16 protein-coding genes are annotated in these 15,361 nt (G+C 64.3%); all 16 read left to right on the top strand.

The window, feature by feature from the left end:
- The first annotated feature begins 380 nt into the window (after window positions 1-380).
- Entirely contained in the window at window positions 381-1,160 is a 780-nt protein-coding gene (locus tag BLEFHOIH_RS10255) for an alpha/beta hydrolase (protein WP_088345020.1), read from the top strand.
- A 43-nt stretch (window positions 1,161-1,203) separates the two neighbouring features.
- On the top strand, window positions 1,204-1,989 hold the full coding sequence (locus BLEFHOIH_RS10250; protein ID WP_088345018.1) for an SDR family NAD(P)-dependent oxidoreductase: 786 nt from the start codon (window positions 1,204-1,206) through the stop codon (window positions 1,987-1,989).
- Between the two features lie 201 nt (window positions 1,990-2,190).
- Window positions 2,191-2,340: a hypothetical protein gene (locus tag BLEFHOIH_RS26630; protein ID WP_170937098.1), complete on the top strand. Its 150-nt coding sequence runs from the start codon at window positions 2,191-2,193 to the stop codon at window positions 2,338-2,340.
- 23 nt (window positions 2,341-2,363) lie between these two features.
- Window positions 2,364-2,726: a DMT family protein gene (locus BLEFHOIH_RS10245; RefSeq protein ID WP_088345016.1), complete on the top strand. Its 363-nt coding sequence runs from the start codon at window positions 2,364-2,366 to the stop codon at window positions 2,724-2,726.
- Window positions 2,727-2,947: 221 nt separating this feature from the next.
- Complete coding sequence (gene lnt / locus BLEFHOIH_RS10240) at window positions 2,948-4,504, top strand: apolipoprotein N-acyltransferase (protein ID WP_088345014.1); 1,557 nt, start codon at window positions 2,948-2,950, stop codon at window positions 4,502-4,504.
- Window positions 4,505-4,795: 291 nt separating this feature from the next.
- Window positions 4,796-5,236 (top strand): helix-turn-helix transcriptional regulator, encoded by a 441-nt coding sequence (locus BLEFHOIH_RS10235; RefSeq protein ID WP_245296957.1) that lies wholly within the window; start codon window positions 4,796-4,798, stop codon window positions 5,234-5,236.
- A gap of 95 nt (window positions 5,237-5,331) precedes the next feature.
- Window positions 5,332-6,501: a methionine adenosyltransferase gene (metK, locus tag BLEFHOIH_RS10230; RefSeq protein WP_088345186.1), complete on the top strand. Its 1,170-nt coding sequence runs from the start codon at window positions 5,332-5,334 to the stop codon at window positions 6,499-6,501.
- 58 nt (window positions 6,502-6,559) lie between these two features.
- Window positions 6,560-7,261, top strand: a complete 702-nt coding sequence (locus tag BLEFHOIH_RS10225) for a tRNA (guanine(46)-N(7))-methyltransferase TrmB (RefSeq protein WP_088345184.1) — start codon at window positions 6,560-6,562, stop codon at window positions 7,259-7,261.
- Window positions 7,262-7,511: 250 nt separating this feature from the next.
- Entirely contained in the window at window positions 7,512-8,111 is a 600-nt protein-coding gene (rimP, locus tag BLEFHOIH_RS10220) for a ribosome maturation factor RimP (RefSeq protein WP_088345010.1), read from the top strand.
- 5 nt (window positions 8,112-8,116) lie between these two features.
- Complete coding sequence (gene nusA, locus BLEFHOIH_RS10215; RefSeq protein WP_088345008.1) at window positions 8,117-9,760, top strand: transcription termination factor NusA; 1,644 nt, start codon at window positions 8,117-8,119, stop codon at window positions 9,758-9,760.
- A 42-nt stretch (window positions 9,761-9,802) separates the two neighbouring features.
- A complete protein-coding gene (locus BLEFHOIH_RS10210) occupies window positions 9,803-10,507 on the top strand; it encodes an RNA-binding protein (protein WP_170937097.1) in 705 nt (234 codons plus the stop codon).
- A complete protein-coding gene (infB, locus tag BLEFHOIH_RS10205) occupies window positions 10,504-13,221 on the top strand; it encodes a translation initiation factor IF-2 (protein ID WP_088345004.1) in 2,718 nt (905 codons plus the stop codon). The genes BLEFHOIH_RS10210 and infB overlap by 4 nt, the downstream gene beginning before the upstream one ends.
- A gap of 20 nt (window positions 13,222-13,241) precedes the next feature.
- Window positions 13,242-13,637: a hypothetical protein gene (locus BLEFHOIH_RS10200; RefSeq protein WP_088345002.1), complete on the top strand. Its 396-nt coding sequence runs from the start codon at window positions 13,242-13,244 to the stop codon at window positions 13,635-13,637.
- Between the two features lie 60 nt (window positions 13,638-13,697).
- Window positions 13,698-14,084, top strand: a complete 387-nt coding sequence (gene rbfA, locus BLEFHOIH_RS10195; protein ID WP_088345182.1) for a 30S ribosome-binding factor RbfA — start codon at window positions 13,698-13,700, stop codon at window positions 14,082-14,084.
- Window positions 14,085-14,107: 23 nt separating this feature from the next.
- Window positions 14,108-15,031: a tRNA pseudouridine(55) synthase TruB gene (gene truB / locus BLEFHOIH_RS10190; RefSeq protein WP_088344999.1), complete on the top strand. Its 924-nt coding sequence runs from the start codon at window positions 14,108-14,110 to the stop codon at window positions 15,029-15,031.
- A gap of 31 nt (window positions 15,032-15,062) precedes the next feature.
- On the top strand, window positions 15,063-15,332 hold the full coding sequence (rpsO, locus tag BLEFHOIH_RS10185) for a 30S ribosomal protein S15 (protein WP_088344997.1): 270 nt from the start codon (window positions 15,063-15,065) through the stop codon (window positions 15,330-15,332).
- The last annotated feature ends 29 nt before the right edge of the window (window positions 15,333-15,361 follow it).

The following is a 15,361-nucleotide window of genomic DNA, read 5'->3' as shown; positions in this document are numbered from 1 at the left end:
TTCCCTGGTTGGACGGCTGCGGTGAGCGCGGCAGCGGGTGCGCGCATCTTCCGGTGACAGGAGCGTAACGCCCGGCGCCGGCGATCGGTTTTGCGTAGGCCCAAGCCTCCGACGCGCCCGCCCTCTCTCACCAGCACCGGACGAAGTTATAACGAAGTTGTGATTGGAGGTGCGCAGGAGATCAACGAAATTTGTTCGAATATACTTTGGTATGATAACTTAGCGCAAATCGAAACAACTGCTTTAATATCTAATTTACAGAGTTCTAGATTGAATAAGCCCGGCGGCGGCTTATGTCTCGCATGATACGAAACCTCTCCGATGGGGGGCAGACCTCGTGTCCGCCCGCCGCATCGAATCCATTCAAAGGTCGCCAGGGAATGATGAACAGACGCATGTTTTCCGCCACGCTCGCCGGTGCCGCCGCCGCCGCGCTGATCTCGGGCGCCCGGTCGCCGGCGAGCGCGGCGCCAACGAAGGCCAATAATGTCGTGCTGGCGCATGGCCTGTTCGCCGACGGCTCCTGCTGGAGCGAGGTCATCCCGCGGCTTCAGGCGGCGGGCCTCAACGCAACCGCCGTGCAGAACCCGCTGACGACGCTGCCCGAGGCGGTCGAGGCGGTGCGCCGCGTGCTGGCCCGGCAGGACGGCCCGACGGTGCTGGTCGGCCATTCCTTTTCCGGGGTGCTGATCTCGGAGACCGGCGTCCATCCGAATGTAACATCGCTCGTCTATGTCGCGGCCCGAGCGCCCGACGCGGGTGAAGATTATGCGGCCCTCGCCAAGACCTATCCCACACCGCCGGCATCGGCGGGCATCGTCTTCGACGGCGATGAAGGCCGGCTGAGCCAGGAAGCGTTCCTTCGGGATTTCGCGGGCGATCTGCCACGCGAGAAGGCCCTGGTCCTCTATGCCGTGCAACAGCCCTTCTGGAAGGCGCTGCTGGCAGGAAAAACCACGCAGGCCGCATGGCGTTCGAAGCCCAGCTTTTATGCAGTTTCGACCGAGGACCGCACGATCAATCCCGACCTTGAGCGCTTCATGGCCAAGCGCATGGGCGCCACGACCATCGAAGTGAACGCCAGCCACCTGTCCCTGATCTCGCAGCCGGATGCCATCAGCGGCCTCATTCTCGAAGCGGCCGGGCAGAAGCGGAGCTGAGCGCCTCGGCCGTCCGCGACGGCTCGACACCGAAGGAAACGGCATGTCCCGCGTCTTCATCACCGGCTCTTCGGAGGGCCTTGGGCTCAAGGCCGGGCAGCTTATGGCCGAGCAGGGGCACCGGATCGTCCTGCACGCGCGCAATGCGGCGCGCGCGCAGGATGCCCGGCGCGCGCTGCCGGCGGCGGAGGCGGTCGTCGAGGGAGACGTCTCCACCATATCGGGCGCGCGGCGCGTCGCCGAACAGGCGAACGGCCTCGGGCGCTTCGATGCGGTGATCCATAATGCGGGCATCGGCTATCGCGAGCCGCGTCGTATCGAGACCGAAGACGGCCTCCCCCACGTCTTCGCCATCAACGTGATGGCGCCATATCTTCTGACTGCGCTGATGGAGCGCCCGGACCGCCTCGTTTACCTGAGTTCCGGGATGCACCATCATGCGGGCGCCAATCTCGATGACGCCCTATGGGTCAAGCGGAGCTGGGAGGGATCGACGGCCTATGCCGAGAGCAAGCTGTATGACGTGCTGCTCGCCTTCGCGGTTGCGAGGCTTTGGCCCGGAATCTTGTCCAACGCGCTGGAGCCGGGCTGGGTGCCGACCCGGATGGGCGGCGCCGGAGCGCCCGACGACATCGATCAGGCCCATCTCACCCAGGCATGGCTAGCAGTTAGTGAAGACGCGGGCGCCCGCGTAAGCGGCCGGTATTTCTACCATCTGCGCCGGCGGGCACCGAACCCGCAGGCGCTGGACCCAGCTTTGCAGGACGAGTTGCTGTCGCTTTGCCGGGCCCTATCGGGGGTCGCGCTGCCAGCCGCGCCAGGCGGCTGATCCCAATCCCTCGCCATCCGCCGCTCTCGTGGCTTCGATGCAAATTGTGACAAAAATCGTGATTTTTGCATTAACCCTTCCTTGCGCCCCAATCGGCTGCGACCTAAAACACCGAGCTATCGGGGGAACTCTAAGCGCTTTGTAAACCTTAACGGCGTAACGTGGGCGCTTAGAACGGCACAGTGGGGAGAGCGTCTGGAAATGTACGGCATTCTTGCAGCCTGCATCGCCGTGATGGCGATGTTCTTGGGTCTTTTCGCCTTGAGCGTTGAAACGGATTCCAAGAGCCTTCAGGACAAGCTGGTGATCGAAAGCGTCGACGCCAGTTTCGCCCAGCGCGCAGAAAAGTAATCACGCCAGGAAAGGGCGCTCTTTTGGCTGGAAGTTGGTCAAGTCTTTGGCCCTATGCGGCGCCCGTTCTTCTGCTCATCTGCTCGAACGTGTTCATGACGATTGCGTGGTACGGACATCTCAATTACATGTCCGTGCCTCTCGCAACCGCCGTCATGGTGAGCTGGGGCATCGCCTTCTTCGAATATTGGCTGGCGGTGCCGGCCAACCGCATCGGCCATCAAGTCTATTCGGCGGCCGAGCTGAAGACCATGCAGGAGGTCATCACGCTGGTGGTTTTCGCCGTTTTCAGCGCCACCTATTTGAAAGAGCCGATCACCCTCCAGCACGCCGCCGGCTTCGCGCTGATCGTCGCGGGCGCGGCCCTGGTGTTTTACGCAGGCTAGCTGGGCCGCCGGCACGGTCCGCAGCGCAACACCAGCGTGCATACGCAATCGTCCTATATCATTGCGCTTGCCATTTCCGGCGCGGTGGGCCATGCGAAGGGCCTTCCGAGCCGAGGTGACCCTTGAGCCTGACCGCGACGCGACCCAGCCTATCCCGGCTGAACCCCCTGCCCTTGCTGGCATCCGGCCTTTCCGGGCTGCGGGGATGGCGGCGCGCGGCCATGGCCATCGGGCTCGGCGCCGTCTCGGTGTTGGCCTTCGCGCCGTTCCATCTCTGGCCGCTGCTGTTCCTGACCTTTCCCGGCTTGGTCTGGCTGCTCGACGGCATCGCGGCAGAGAATGGCACCGCCAAGCCGCGCTGGCGGCAGGCCGCCTTCGCCGGCTGGTGTTTCGGTTTCGGATTCTTTGTCGCCGGCCTCTATTGGATGGGCTTTGCCTTCTTCGTCGAGGCCGACAAGTTCGCCTGGCTGATGCCCTTCGCCGTCGCGGCGCTGCCGGCGGGGCTGGCCCTGTTCTACGCACTCGCCTGCGCCGCTGCGATGAGGCTCTGGCGCCCTGGCATTGCCCGCATCTTCATCCTCGCCGCCGCGCTCTTTGCCGCCGAATGGCTGCGCGGCAACATCCTGACCGGCTTTCCCTGGAATCTATGGGGCTATGCGCTGGCGGGCAACGATGCCCTGTCCCAAAGCGCCTCGATCTTCGGCATTTACGGGCTGACCTTGCTGGCGCTGCTGATCTTCGCCAGTCCGGCGGCGCTCGCCGGCTGCACGGCGCGCCCCGATGCCCGCAACTGGCCCTTGCCCGCGCTCTGCCTCGGGCTGCTCGCGATCGGCTGGGGCTGGGGCACGCTCAGGCTCGCCCCCGCGACGGACGTAGCCCAGCCGGGCGTCACCTTGCGCATCGTGCAGGCCAACATCCCCCAGGCCGAGAAATGGAAGCCGGAAAACCGGAAAAGGATTTTCGAACGCCTGCTGAGTCTCAGCTCCGAGCCCTCGGAACAGGGCGGCCCGATCACCCATCTGATCTGGCCGGAGACGTCGGTGCCGTTCCTGTTCATGCTCAACGGCGCCATCGCCCTGCCGGATGCCCGTGACGCGTTTGCCACACTCGTCCCGGAAGGTTCGTCGCTGATCCTGGGGGCGGAACGGGTCGAAGGCACGGCCCGCGCTGACGGCAGATATAATGTGGACCGGGTTTTCAACAGCCTCTTCATCCTCGATCCAGAGGCGAAGGTGCTCGGCACTTATGACAAGCTGCACCTCGTCCCATTCGGCGAATATGTGCCCTTCGAAACCGCGTTGACCGCCCTCGGCATCAAGCAGCTCACGCATATGAACACCGGCTTCGCGAGTGGCGCGACGCGCCGCCTGATGACGGCGCCGGGCGCGCCGCCCTTCAGCCCGCTGATCTGCTACGAGGCGATTTTTCCCGGCCAGATCAACGCGGAAGACGGACGGCCTCAATGGCTGCTGAACCTGACAAACGATGCCTGGTTCGGGATTTCGACAGGGCCGTACCAGCATCTGCAGCAGGTGCGGCTGCGCGCCGTCGAACAGGGCCTGCCGCTGATCCGCGCGGCCAATACGGGGATCTCCGCGATCATCGACGCGCATGGCCGGATCGCCGCCAGCCTGCCGCTCGGGGCGATCGGACATATCGATCACGCGCTGCCCGCTGCGCTTGCGGCAACACCTTACGCGCGATGGGGGGATTTTTGGTTAATCCTAGTGGCGTTTCTTATTTTCGTATTGTATAGAGTTTTAATTATAGTTGAGTGACCCAAAAAGAGACAAGCAACGCGAGTAATATGATCTCGCGGCGGGAATTGAGCATTACCTACGAGTAGCAACCATCGCTAACCACAATTTAGGGTTGAGTTCATAGTTTCTTGACGGGTGAGGCATCAGAAGCTTACAACCACGCATTGCATACGAAATTCTCAGTTTGGTGCAATGTGGCATTCACAGGGTAACAGGGCACAGTAGGGAGCAATGGGAACCGAACAAACGACGCCGGGGGGCATTGAGGATCGGCTGGAGCCGCAAGGGCAAGGCCGTAAACCAAATCCGATGGACATCCATGTCGGCAGCCGCGTGCGGCTTCGCCGGATGGTCGTGGGCATGAGCCAGGAGAAGCTCGGGGAGAAGATGGGTCTGACCTTCCAGCAGATCCAGAAATACGAGAAGGGGACGAACCGCATCGGCGCCAGCCGGCTGTTTCAGCTCTCTCAGATCCTCGACGTGCCCGTGCAATTTTTCTTCGAAGACGCGCCGATCAGCATGATGGGGCGCGCAGCGGCTCATGCCGCAGGCTTCGCGGAATCCAAGACCGAGGCCTTTCTTCTGGATTTTCTCAATAGCCGCGACGGCCTCGAGCTGAACCGCGCCTTTGTGAAGATCACCGATCCGAAGGTGCGCAAGCGCGTGGTCGAGCTTGTCCGGGCCCTCAGCGACGACGTCGTGCTCGACGCCGCGCCCTTGCGTCCCGTACCGGCTCAATCCGCGGACTGACACCGGCGAGTGCTGCTTTCCGACGCTTGCGTCCTGGGGGCGGAGGCCATATGGTCGCGCCCGATTCTTCACATGAGTGCACGAAGGGGGTTTTGGTGTCCCGCACGCATTATCTGTTCACGAGCGAATCGGTTTCGGAGGGCCATCCCGACAAGGTCTGCGATCAGATCTCCGATTCCATCGTGGATCTGTACCTGACCGCCGACCCCTATTCCCGCGTCGCTCTCGAAACGCTGGCCACGACCAACCGCGTCGTGCTGGCGGGCGAAGTGCGCGGCCCCGCCAGCGTCACGCATGAGGCCATGGAAGCGGCAGCGCGCGAGACGGTGAGGAAGATCGGCTACGAACAGTCCGGCTTCGACTGGCGCAATCTGGAAATCGAGTGCTATGTGCACGAGCAATCCAGCGACATCGCGCAAGGCGTCGACGCCGGGGAGAATAAGGACGAGGGCGCCGGCGACCAGGGCATCATGTTCGGCTATGGCTGCACCGAGACCCAAGATTTCATGCCGGCGCCGATCCATTACGCGCACCGCATCCTGCATGAAATGGCTAAGGCCCGCCATGCCGGCACCGTCACCGAGCTCGGCCCGGACGCCAAGAGCCAGGTGACGCTGCTTTATCAAGATGGCAAGCCGGTGAAGGCGACCTCCATCGTCGTCTCCACCCAGCATATCGAGGATGTCAGCCAGGACCGCGTGCGCGAAATCGTGCGCGGCTTCGTCGAGGGCGTCATCCCGGCGGGCTGGATGCCGCCGGAAGACGAATTCTACGTCAACCCGACCGGGCGCTTCGTTGTCGGCGGTCCCGATGGCGACGCCGGCCTCACCGGCCGCAAGATCATCGTCGACACCTATGGCGGCGCGGCCCCGCATGGCGGCGGCGCCTTCTCCGGCAAGGACCCGACAAAAGTCGACCGCTCGGCCGCCTATGCCGCGCGCTATCTGGCCAAGAATGTCATCGCGGCCGGCCTCGCCGACAAATGCGCGATCCAGCTCGCCTATGCCATCGGCGTTTCAAAGCCCTTGTCGCTCTATGTGAATTTCTACGGCACGGGCCGCGTCGATGAGCTGAAGCTGGAAAAGGCGCTCGGGGAAGTGATGAATCTCACCCCGCGCGGCATTCGCGAGCATCTCAGCCTCAACCGCCCGATCTACCAGCGCACCGCCGCCTATGGTCATTTCGGCCGCACGCCGGACAATGATGGCGGCTTCTCCTGGGAAAAGCTCGATCTCGTCGAGCCGATCAAGGCCGCGCTGACCTAAGCCAAGGGCGGGGAAGACCGAATTGGAACCAGCCCCGCTCGCCGCGGGACGGATGCTCATGCCGTCTGCCGCCGAACAGTCCGCCAGACCCCAGCGCGGCCGTCAGATTTACGGCCGCCGGGTCGGGCGTGCGCTCACCGACGATCTGTCCCGGCAGATCGCGGAACGCCTGCCGGCGCTGCGGCTGGATCTCTCCGCACCCGCGCCGCAGCCCGTCGCCAGGCTTTTCCCCGCGCCGGTCGAGGACATCTGGCTCGAAATCGGCTTCGGCGGCGGCGAGCACCTGCTCTATCAGGCGCTAAGCCACCCCCGTACCGGCTTCATCGGCTGCGAACCGTTCCTGAGCGGCGTCGCCAAACTCGTCCGCGGCGTCACCGAGTCCGGCCTCGAAACCGTGCGCCTCTACGATGACGATGCGCGCCATGTGCTGGGCTGGCTGCCGGAGTCCAGCATCGGCCGCGCCTTCGTCCTCTTTCCCGACCCGTGGCCCAAAAAGCGACACCGCAAGCGCCGCTTCCTCGGTGATGACGGGCTGTCCGCGCTCGCCCGCGTGCTGCGCCCCGGCGCGACATTGCGTTTTGCCACAGACATCGCCGATTACGCCGCGATGGTCACCGCCGCAATTGATTCGCGCGCCGATTTCCGCGCCGCGCCAGGACTCTACGCGGATCGCCCGGCCGACTGGCCGCTGACGCGCTATGCCGAAAAGGCCGTCGAGGCCGGCCGCGAATGCCGCTTTTTCGAATTCGAGCGCGCCTGAACCGGCCAGATGGGCCTAAGTTTTTTCCAAAACACCGCTACCGATTGGTAAACATGTCTGAAAACCCGCCCTGGCGCGCCCAAAAAGATGCATTTCCCGCAAGACAGCCTTGCGCGATCACGCAAAGTTGCCTAAATTATATTTGCTCATGATCATCTCGACTGTGGAGAGTGGGCCCCTACCAGGGTCCGCTCTTTCTTTGTTGGGGCCTTTCCAAAACCACTCGGAGCAGGATTTCAGGCAAGCGGCAATGGCTGAACCGTTTGATGGCGATTTGCATCAGCGCTTCACCCGCGAGAGCGGCGTAGCGGCGCGCGTCGCGGCGCTTGCGGAACCCGTGATCGAGGAGTTGGGTTTGCGGCTGGTGCGCGTGAAGGTCTCCGCCCAAAGCGGCACCACCGTGCAGATCATGGCCGACAAGCCGGATGGGGCGATCAGCGTCGACGATTGCGCGCGCATCAGCCGCCGCCTGTCGCCGCTTTTGGATACCGAAGATCCGATCCCGGGCGGCTATGTGCTCGAAGTCTCCTCGCCCGGCATCGACCGGCCTCTGGTGCGGCCCGCCGATCTCGACGATTGGGCCGGCTATGAAGCCAAGATCGAGCTGCGGGAGATGATCGACGGCCGCCGCCGCTTCCGCGGCGTGCTGGAGGGGTTCGAGGACGGCGAAGCCAGATTGCGCGTTGAGTTGAAGGGGCATGACGAGCCGCAGGTGATCGGCATCCCCGTGGCGATGATCGGCGAGGCGAAACTCGTCCTCACCGATGAGCTTTTGAAGATGGCCAGGGCGGCGCAAGAGGCGGAGAACGCCGAAGCGGGAATCGACCCTGACGACGAAAATTTGGAGTGATGCGAATGGCGCAGCAAGGTGTTAGCGCGAACAGGCTGGAACTGTTGCAGATCGCGGATGCGGTGGCGCGCGAGAAGTCGATCGACCGAATGCTCGTCATCGGCGCCATGGAAGACGCGATCCAGAAGGCGGCCAAGTCGCGCTATGGCAGCGAGAACGAGATCCGCGCCGAGATCGATCCCAAGACCGGCGAAATTCGCCTGGCCCGGCTGCTCGAAGTGGTCGAGGCCGTGGTGCAGGACGCCATCGAGATTTCGCTGAAGGATGCCAGGAAGCGCAATCCGGAAGCCAATATCGGCGATTTCATCGCCGAGCCGCTCCCCCCGCTCGATTTCGGCCGCGTCGCCGCGCAGAACGCCAAGCAGGTGATCGTGCAGAAGGTGCGCGAGGCCGAGCGCGACCGCCAGTTCGATGAATATAAGGACCGCATCGGCGACATCTCCAACGGCGTCGTCAAGCGCGTCGAATATGGCAATGTCGTCGTCGATCTGGGCCGCGCGGAAGCGGTCGTGCGCCGCGACGAAGCGCTGCCGCGCGAGACCTACCGCTATGGCGACCGCATCCGCGCTTACATTTACGACGTTCGCCGCGAGCAGCGCGGGCCGCAGATCTTCCTGTCGCGCACCCGGCCCGAATTCATGGCCAAGCTGTTCGCCCAGGAAGTGCCCGAGATCTATGACGGCGTGGTCGAGCTGAAGTCGGTCGCCCGCGATCCCGGCAGCCGCGCCAAGATCGCCGTGGTCTCCAAGGACAGCTCGATCGATCCGGTCGGCGCCTGCGTCGGCATGCGCGGCTCGCGCGTGCAGGCCGTGGTCAACGAGCTGCAGGGTGAAAAGATCGACATCATCCAATGGTCGCCGGACGCCGCGACTTTTATCGTCAACGCGCTGGCGCCTGCCGAAGTCGCCAAAGTCGTGCTCGACGAGGACGCCGAACGTATTGAAGTTGTCGTCCCGGATGACCAGCTAAGCCTGGCGATCGGACGGCGCGGGCAGAATGTGCGCCTCGCCTCCCAGCTCACGGGTTGGGACATCGACATCCTCACCGAAGCTGAGGAATCCGAGCGCCGCCAGAAAGAATTCAACGAGCGCTCCAACACATTCATGGAAGCGCTGGATGTCGATGAGGTCATCGCCCAGTTGCTCGCCTCGGAGGGTTTTTCCAGCGTCGAAGAAGTCGCCTATGTCGATGCGCATGAAGTCGCCGCCATCGAGGGCTTCGACGAGACGACCGCCGAAGAAATTCAGAGCCGCGCCGTCGACTATCTGGAGCGCCGCGAAAACGAGCTCGATTCGAAGCGCCGCGAACTCGGCGTCGCGGACGAGCTGACCGAAATCCCGGGCCTCTCGAAGGCCATGCTGGTGGCGCTCGGCGAGAAGGGCGTCAAGACCGTCGAGGACCTGGCCGATTGCGCCACCGACGACCTGACCGGCTGGAGCGAAAAGAAGGACGGCGCCTCGACCCGGCATAAGGGCTTCCTGGAGCCGTTCGATGTCAGCCGCGAAGAGGCCGAGCAGCTTATCCTCGCCGCCCGCGTTCACGCCGGCTGGATCGAGGCGGCGCCGGAGCCGGAGGAAGAGCCCTCCGACGAATCAGAACTTGCCGAAGGCGAAGCCGAAGAGGCCGCGCCGGCCGGCAAAGACGCGTGACACAGCAATTTCGCACATCGTCTGTGTCACCAGGGAAACAGTTTGACGGCATCGCTGACTTTAGGGCGAATAGAATTAGTGAATTTTTCCGGTGAAGAGGGTAGAGATAGGATAAGACCTGTCCGGCAATGTGCGCTCGAGCGGACACGCAGCCGGGAAGACGAGCTTTTGCGTTTCGTTCTCGACCCGGACAACCGGGTCGTGCCCGACATCAAGAGGAAGCTTCCTGGGCGCGGCGTTTGGATTACTGCCGAGCATGAGGCTGTCGCAAGGTCTGTCCGTCAAAAGGTCTTTGCCAAAGCGTTCCGGCGGGCCGTCGCGGTCGATCCAGATCTAGCCGATGTCGTCACGGATCTTTTGCGGCGCGCCGCTCTGCAAGATTTGGCCCTGGCCAATAAGGCAGGCTGCGTCGTCACCGGATTTACGAAAGTCGAAAAGGCGCTGAGGAGCGCCAGGCCGGTCGTCCTCGTCCATGCATCCGACGCCTCCCGCGACGGTGCACGGAAACTGGATCGGATTGGCCCGGTCCGTCCCGCAGATGGCGCGGACGGGGCAGGCCCCGTCACATGGTTTGCCTCCGCCGATCTGAGTTCGGCGCTCGGTAAAGAAAACGTCATCCATGCCGCCATTGCGGACGATGGCGCTGGCCGGAAGTTTCTCTGGTCGGCTAAACGTTATATAAGCTATTTGGGAACACGTCTGGCGGCTGCAGCGGTTGCGGACATGCCGGCACAGGATAAAGAATGAGCGAAACGAGAGACCCCGAAGACAAAGCCGGAAATGCCGGACGCAAGACCATCACCTTGAACGTCAAGAGGACGGTCGAGCAGGGCTTGGTGCGCCAGAATTTCAGCCATGGCCGTTCGAAATCGGTCGTGGTTGAGAAGAAGCGTTCCAAGCGGCCGATGAGCATGCAGGAAGCGGTCGCCTCGGTTCCGCCGGAGACGCCCGCCAAGCCCGTGGTGCCGGAGCCCCCCAAGCCTGCCCGCGACGCCTTCCGCAAGCCGAGGCCGGAATTATCCCAGGCCGACAAGCAGCAGCCCCGCAACGTCCTGCGCCAGCTCTCCGCCGGCGAGGTCGATGCCCGCGCGCGCGCGCTGACCGAAGCCAGGAAGCGCGAAGAGATCGAAAAGATCGAACGCGCGGAAGAGGAAAAGCGGCTCGCCGAAGAGGCCAAGCGCCAGGCCGCGCTCGATGCGATCCGCGCCGAGGAAGAGGCCAAGCAGGCCGCTCTCGCCGCGCTGGAGGCCAAGAACAATCCGCCGCCCGTCCAGCCGGAGGCGCCGGCGCCCGTCGCCGAAGCCCCCGCCGCCGCGAAGCCGGCCGGCGAGAGGCCGAGATCCGCGACCAATGTCACCGGACGCCGCGCCACGACGACCACGCCCAAGACCGGCGAGGCGGCGACCGAGACCACCGCGCGTCCGCCGCGCGAGGATCGCGAGACGACGTCCCGCGCCGCCGCCGCCACCGAGGATGATGACGGTCCCGCACGCGGCCGCCCCGGCAGCCCCGCGGCATTGAAGAAAAAGCCGGTCGAGCGCGCCCCCGTCAAGAAGGTCGAGGACGACCGCCGCGGCCGCCAGCGCCTGACCATCACCAACGCGCTCGACGAGAGCCAGCGCGAGCGTTCGCTCGCCTCGCTCCGCCGCCAGCGCGAGCGTTTGAAGAAGCAGGCGCTTGGGCCTGAGCCGAGGAAGAAGATCATTCGCGAAGTGCAGCTGCCGGAAGCGATCACCATCCAGGAACTCGCCAATCGCATGGCCGAGCGGTCGGTGGAGATCATCAAGTTCCTGATGAAACAGGGGCAGATGCACAAGATCAACGACGTCATCGACGCCGACACGGCCGAGCTCGTCGTGGCCGAATTCGGCCATGGCGTGAAGCGCGTCTCGGAAGCCGACGTCGAGGAAGGCTTCATCGGCACCGACGACGACACCTCCGAACTCGAAGGCCGCGCGCCGGTCGTCACCATCATGGGCCATGTCGATCACGGCAAGACCTCGCTGCTGGACGCCCTGCGCGAGACCAATGTCGTGGCGGGCGAGGCCGGTGGCATCACCCAGCATATCGGCGCCTATCAGGTGGTGACACCCGGCGGCGCGCCGATCACCTTCATCGATACGCCGGGCCATGCCGCCTTTACGGCCATGCGCTCGCGCGGCGCCAAGGTGACTGACATCGTCATCCTGGTGGTGGCGGCCGATGACGGCGTCATGCCGCAAACCGTCGAGGCGATCAATCACGCCAAGGCGGCCGGCGTGCCGATGATCGTCGCCATCAATAAGATGGACAAGCCCGACGCCGATCCGCAGCGCGTCCGCATGGAGCTGCTGCAGCATGAGATCGTCGTCGAAACGCTGGGAGGCGACACGCTCGAAGTCGAGGTCTCGGCGAAGACCCGGGCCAATCTCGACAAGCTGCTCGAAATGATCGGCCTGCAAGCCGAAGTTCTGGAGCTGCGCGCCAATCCGAACCGTCTCGCCGAAGGCGTGGTCATCGAGGCCAAGCTGGAACGCGGCCGCGGTCCGGTCGGCACCGTGCTGATCCAGCGCGGCACGCTTAGGGTCGGCCAGATCGTCGTCGCCGGCCGCGCCTGGGGCCGTGTCCGCGCCCTCATCAACGACAAGGGCGAGCATATCGCATCGGCCGGTCCGTCCGTGCCGGTCGAAGTGCTCGGCTTCGACAGCGCGCCGGAAGCGGGCGATCAGCTCGCCGTCGTCGAGAACGAAGCCCGCGCCCGCGAGCTGACATCCTACCGGACGCGCAAGCTGCGCGATCTGAAGGCGGTCGGGGCCGGAGGCCGCGGCTCGCTCGAGCAGATGATGAGCCAGCTCAGCCAGGCCGGTAAGAAAGAGTTCTCGCTCATCATCAAGGGCGACGTGCAGGGCTCGGTCGAGGCCATCTCGGCCGCGCTCGAAAAGCTCGGCACCGATGAGGTCGCGGCCCGCATCATCCATGCAGGCGTCGGCGGCATCACAGAATCCGACGTCTCGCTGGCCTCGGCCTCCAACGCGGCGATGGTGGGCTTCAATGTCCGCGCCAACGCCCAGGCCAAGGAACTGGCGGAGCGCGGCGGCATCGAGATCCGCTACTACAACGTCATCTACGACCTGGTGGACGACATCAAGGCGGCCATGTCGGGCCTGCTCTCGCCGACCATCCGCGAGACCTTCCTCGGCAATGCGGAGATTTTGGAGGTGTTCAACATCACCAAGGTCGGCAACATCGCCGGCTGCCGCGTCACCGACGGCAAGGTCGAGCGCGGCGCCAATGTCCGCCTGATCCGCGACAACGTCGTGATCCACGAGGGCAAGCTGTCGACGCTGAAGCGCTTCAAGGACGAGGTCCGCGAGGTCCAGGCCGGCCAGGAATGCGGCATGGGCTTCGAGAACTACCACGACCTGCGCAAGGGCGACATCATCGAGTGCTTCCGTTCCGAAGAGGTCAAACGCTCGCTTTAGCGGGCGTTTGACGGCCCTCGATGGTCTTCATCGCCACGGTGCTCGGCGCTTTCTATCTGCTGTCGGCCGTCATGGTGCTGCGGCGCGCGCGGCTCGAATGGCTGTTCGACCGCGCGGTCAAGTCGCTGGCCAAGGAGCCGGAAACGGACCATGGCCGCCTCGCCTTCATGGCGGCTTCGGCGATGTTGTACGGCGCGGCGGGCCTTGCCCTTCTGGCGAGGAGCGGCTTGGCCGTCTGGCTACTTGGCGGCGGCCTCGCCGTGCAGGCGCTCTATTACGGTGCGGCCTGGCTGCTGACCACGCCACAAGCTCCTGCCGGCGACGCGCACTGGACCAAGACCTGGACCGCGGCCGTGCTCAGCACCGCAGCCTTTGCCTTTGCGGCCTATGCGTCGCGGATGGGCGTGTTGAATTGAACGATTGCACCGCCGGTCCGGACCGGCTAAATGGCCGCTTCTTTTTCAAGCGGGGATGAGATGTCGAAACAGCAAGGCGTAAAAGGCCCGTCGCAGCGCCAGCTCCGCGTCGGCGAGATGATCCGGCACGCCTTCGCCGACATCCTCTGGCGCTCCGGCATCGCGGATCCGGAATTGCAGGGCGCCAAGGTCACCGTCACCGAAGTGCGCGTCAGCCCGGACCTGCGCAATGCCACCATCTTCGCCCTGCCCTTCGGCGGCGGCGACACCAAGGCGCTGAAGGACGCGCTCGCCCGCAACCAGCGATTCCTGCGCGGCGAGCTTGCCAAGCGGGTCGATCTGAAATACATGCCGAGCTTGTCGTTTCAGATCGATGAGACATTCGACGAAGCCGCGCGGATCGACGCCATCCTGCGCTCGCCGGACGTCAGCCGCGATCTGGACTGAACTCCCCACTCTCGGAGCGTTTCATGCGCCGTCGCAAAGGCACACCCGTTCATGGCTGGCTGGTCCTGGACAAGCCGCAATCGATCACTTCGACCCATGCTCTGAACAAGGTGAAGCGCCTCTTCAACGCCGACAAGGCGGGCCACGCTGGCACGCTCGATCCGCTCGCGACAGGCATCCTTCCCATCGCTTTCGGCGAAGCGACGAAAACCATCCCGCATGTGGTCGACAGCGCCAAGGAGTACCGCTTCCTGGTGCGCTGGGGCGTTGAGACGACGACCGACGACGCCGAAGGCGAGCCTTCGCGCGACAGCGCCGAGCGCCCGGGCCGCGAGGCCATCGAAGCGGCGCTGCCGGCCTTTCGCGGCAGCATCATGCAGACGCCGCCGCGCTTCTCCGCCATCAAGATCGAGGGCGAGCGCGCCTATGACCTCGCCCGCGACGGCGAGGAGTTCGAATTGCAGCCGCGCGTCGTCGAAGTCACACGGCTCGAAATCGCCGAGATGCCCTCGCCAGATGCGTGCGTCTTCGAGGCCGAATGCGGCAAGGGCACCTATGTCCGCTCCATCGCCCGCGACCTGGGCCGTCAGCTCGGCTGCTTCGGCCATGTCGCGCAGCTTCGCCGCACCCGCGTCGGGCCATTCCCGCAGGCACGCGCAATTTCGCTGGAACGGCTATTCGAATTGAGCAATAGTGAGGCCGGCCGCGAGGCGCTCCTTGGAGCGCTTCTGCCCGTTGAAACCGCGCTGGACGGCATCCCGGCCCTGGCTGTCAACGGATCGGACGCGGCGCAATTGAAGCGGGGCAAGCCCATCATCCTTCGCGGAAGGGACGCCCCCATCCACACTGGTCTCATCTATGCCACCTCGCGCGGAACGCTGATCGCGCTCGGCGAGGTCGAACAGGGAGAGTTGCGGCCCTCACGGGTTTTCAACATCCCGCTCTGATGGAACCTCATCCGATTTGAGGAGATTCCCGATGTCGATTACGCCTGAGCGCAAGCAAACGCTCATTTCCGAATATGCCACCAAGGCCGGCGATACAGGCTCGCCCGAGGTGCAGGTCGCCATTCTGACCGACCGGATCGTCACGCTGACCGAACATTTCAAGACCCACAAGGGCGACAACCATTCGCGCCGGGGTCTTCTGAAGATGGTCTCCACCCGCCGCCGTCTGCTCGACTATGTGAAGTCGAAGGACGAAAAGCGCTATCGGGACCTGATCGGCCGTCTCGGCATCCGCCGCTAGGCTCGCCCGTCCTCTGTAATCGTACTTAT

This window comes from Rhodomicrobium sp. R_RK_3, from assembly GCF_002198715.1.
Taxonomy (GTDB): domain Bacteria; phylum Pseudomonadota; class Alphaproteobacteria; order Rhizobiales; family Rhodomicrobiaceae; genus R-RK-3.
The sequence above is the reverse complement of the archived record's forward strand: the minus strand, read 5'-3'. Positions and strand labels throughout refer to the sequence as shown.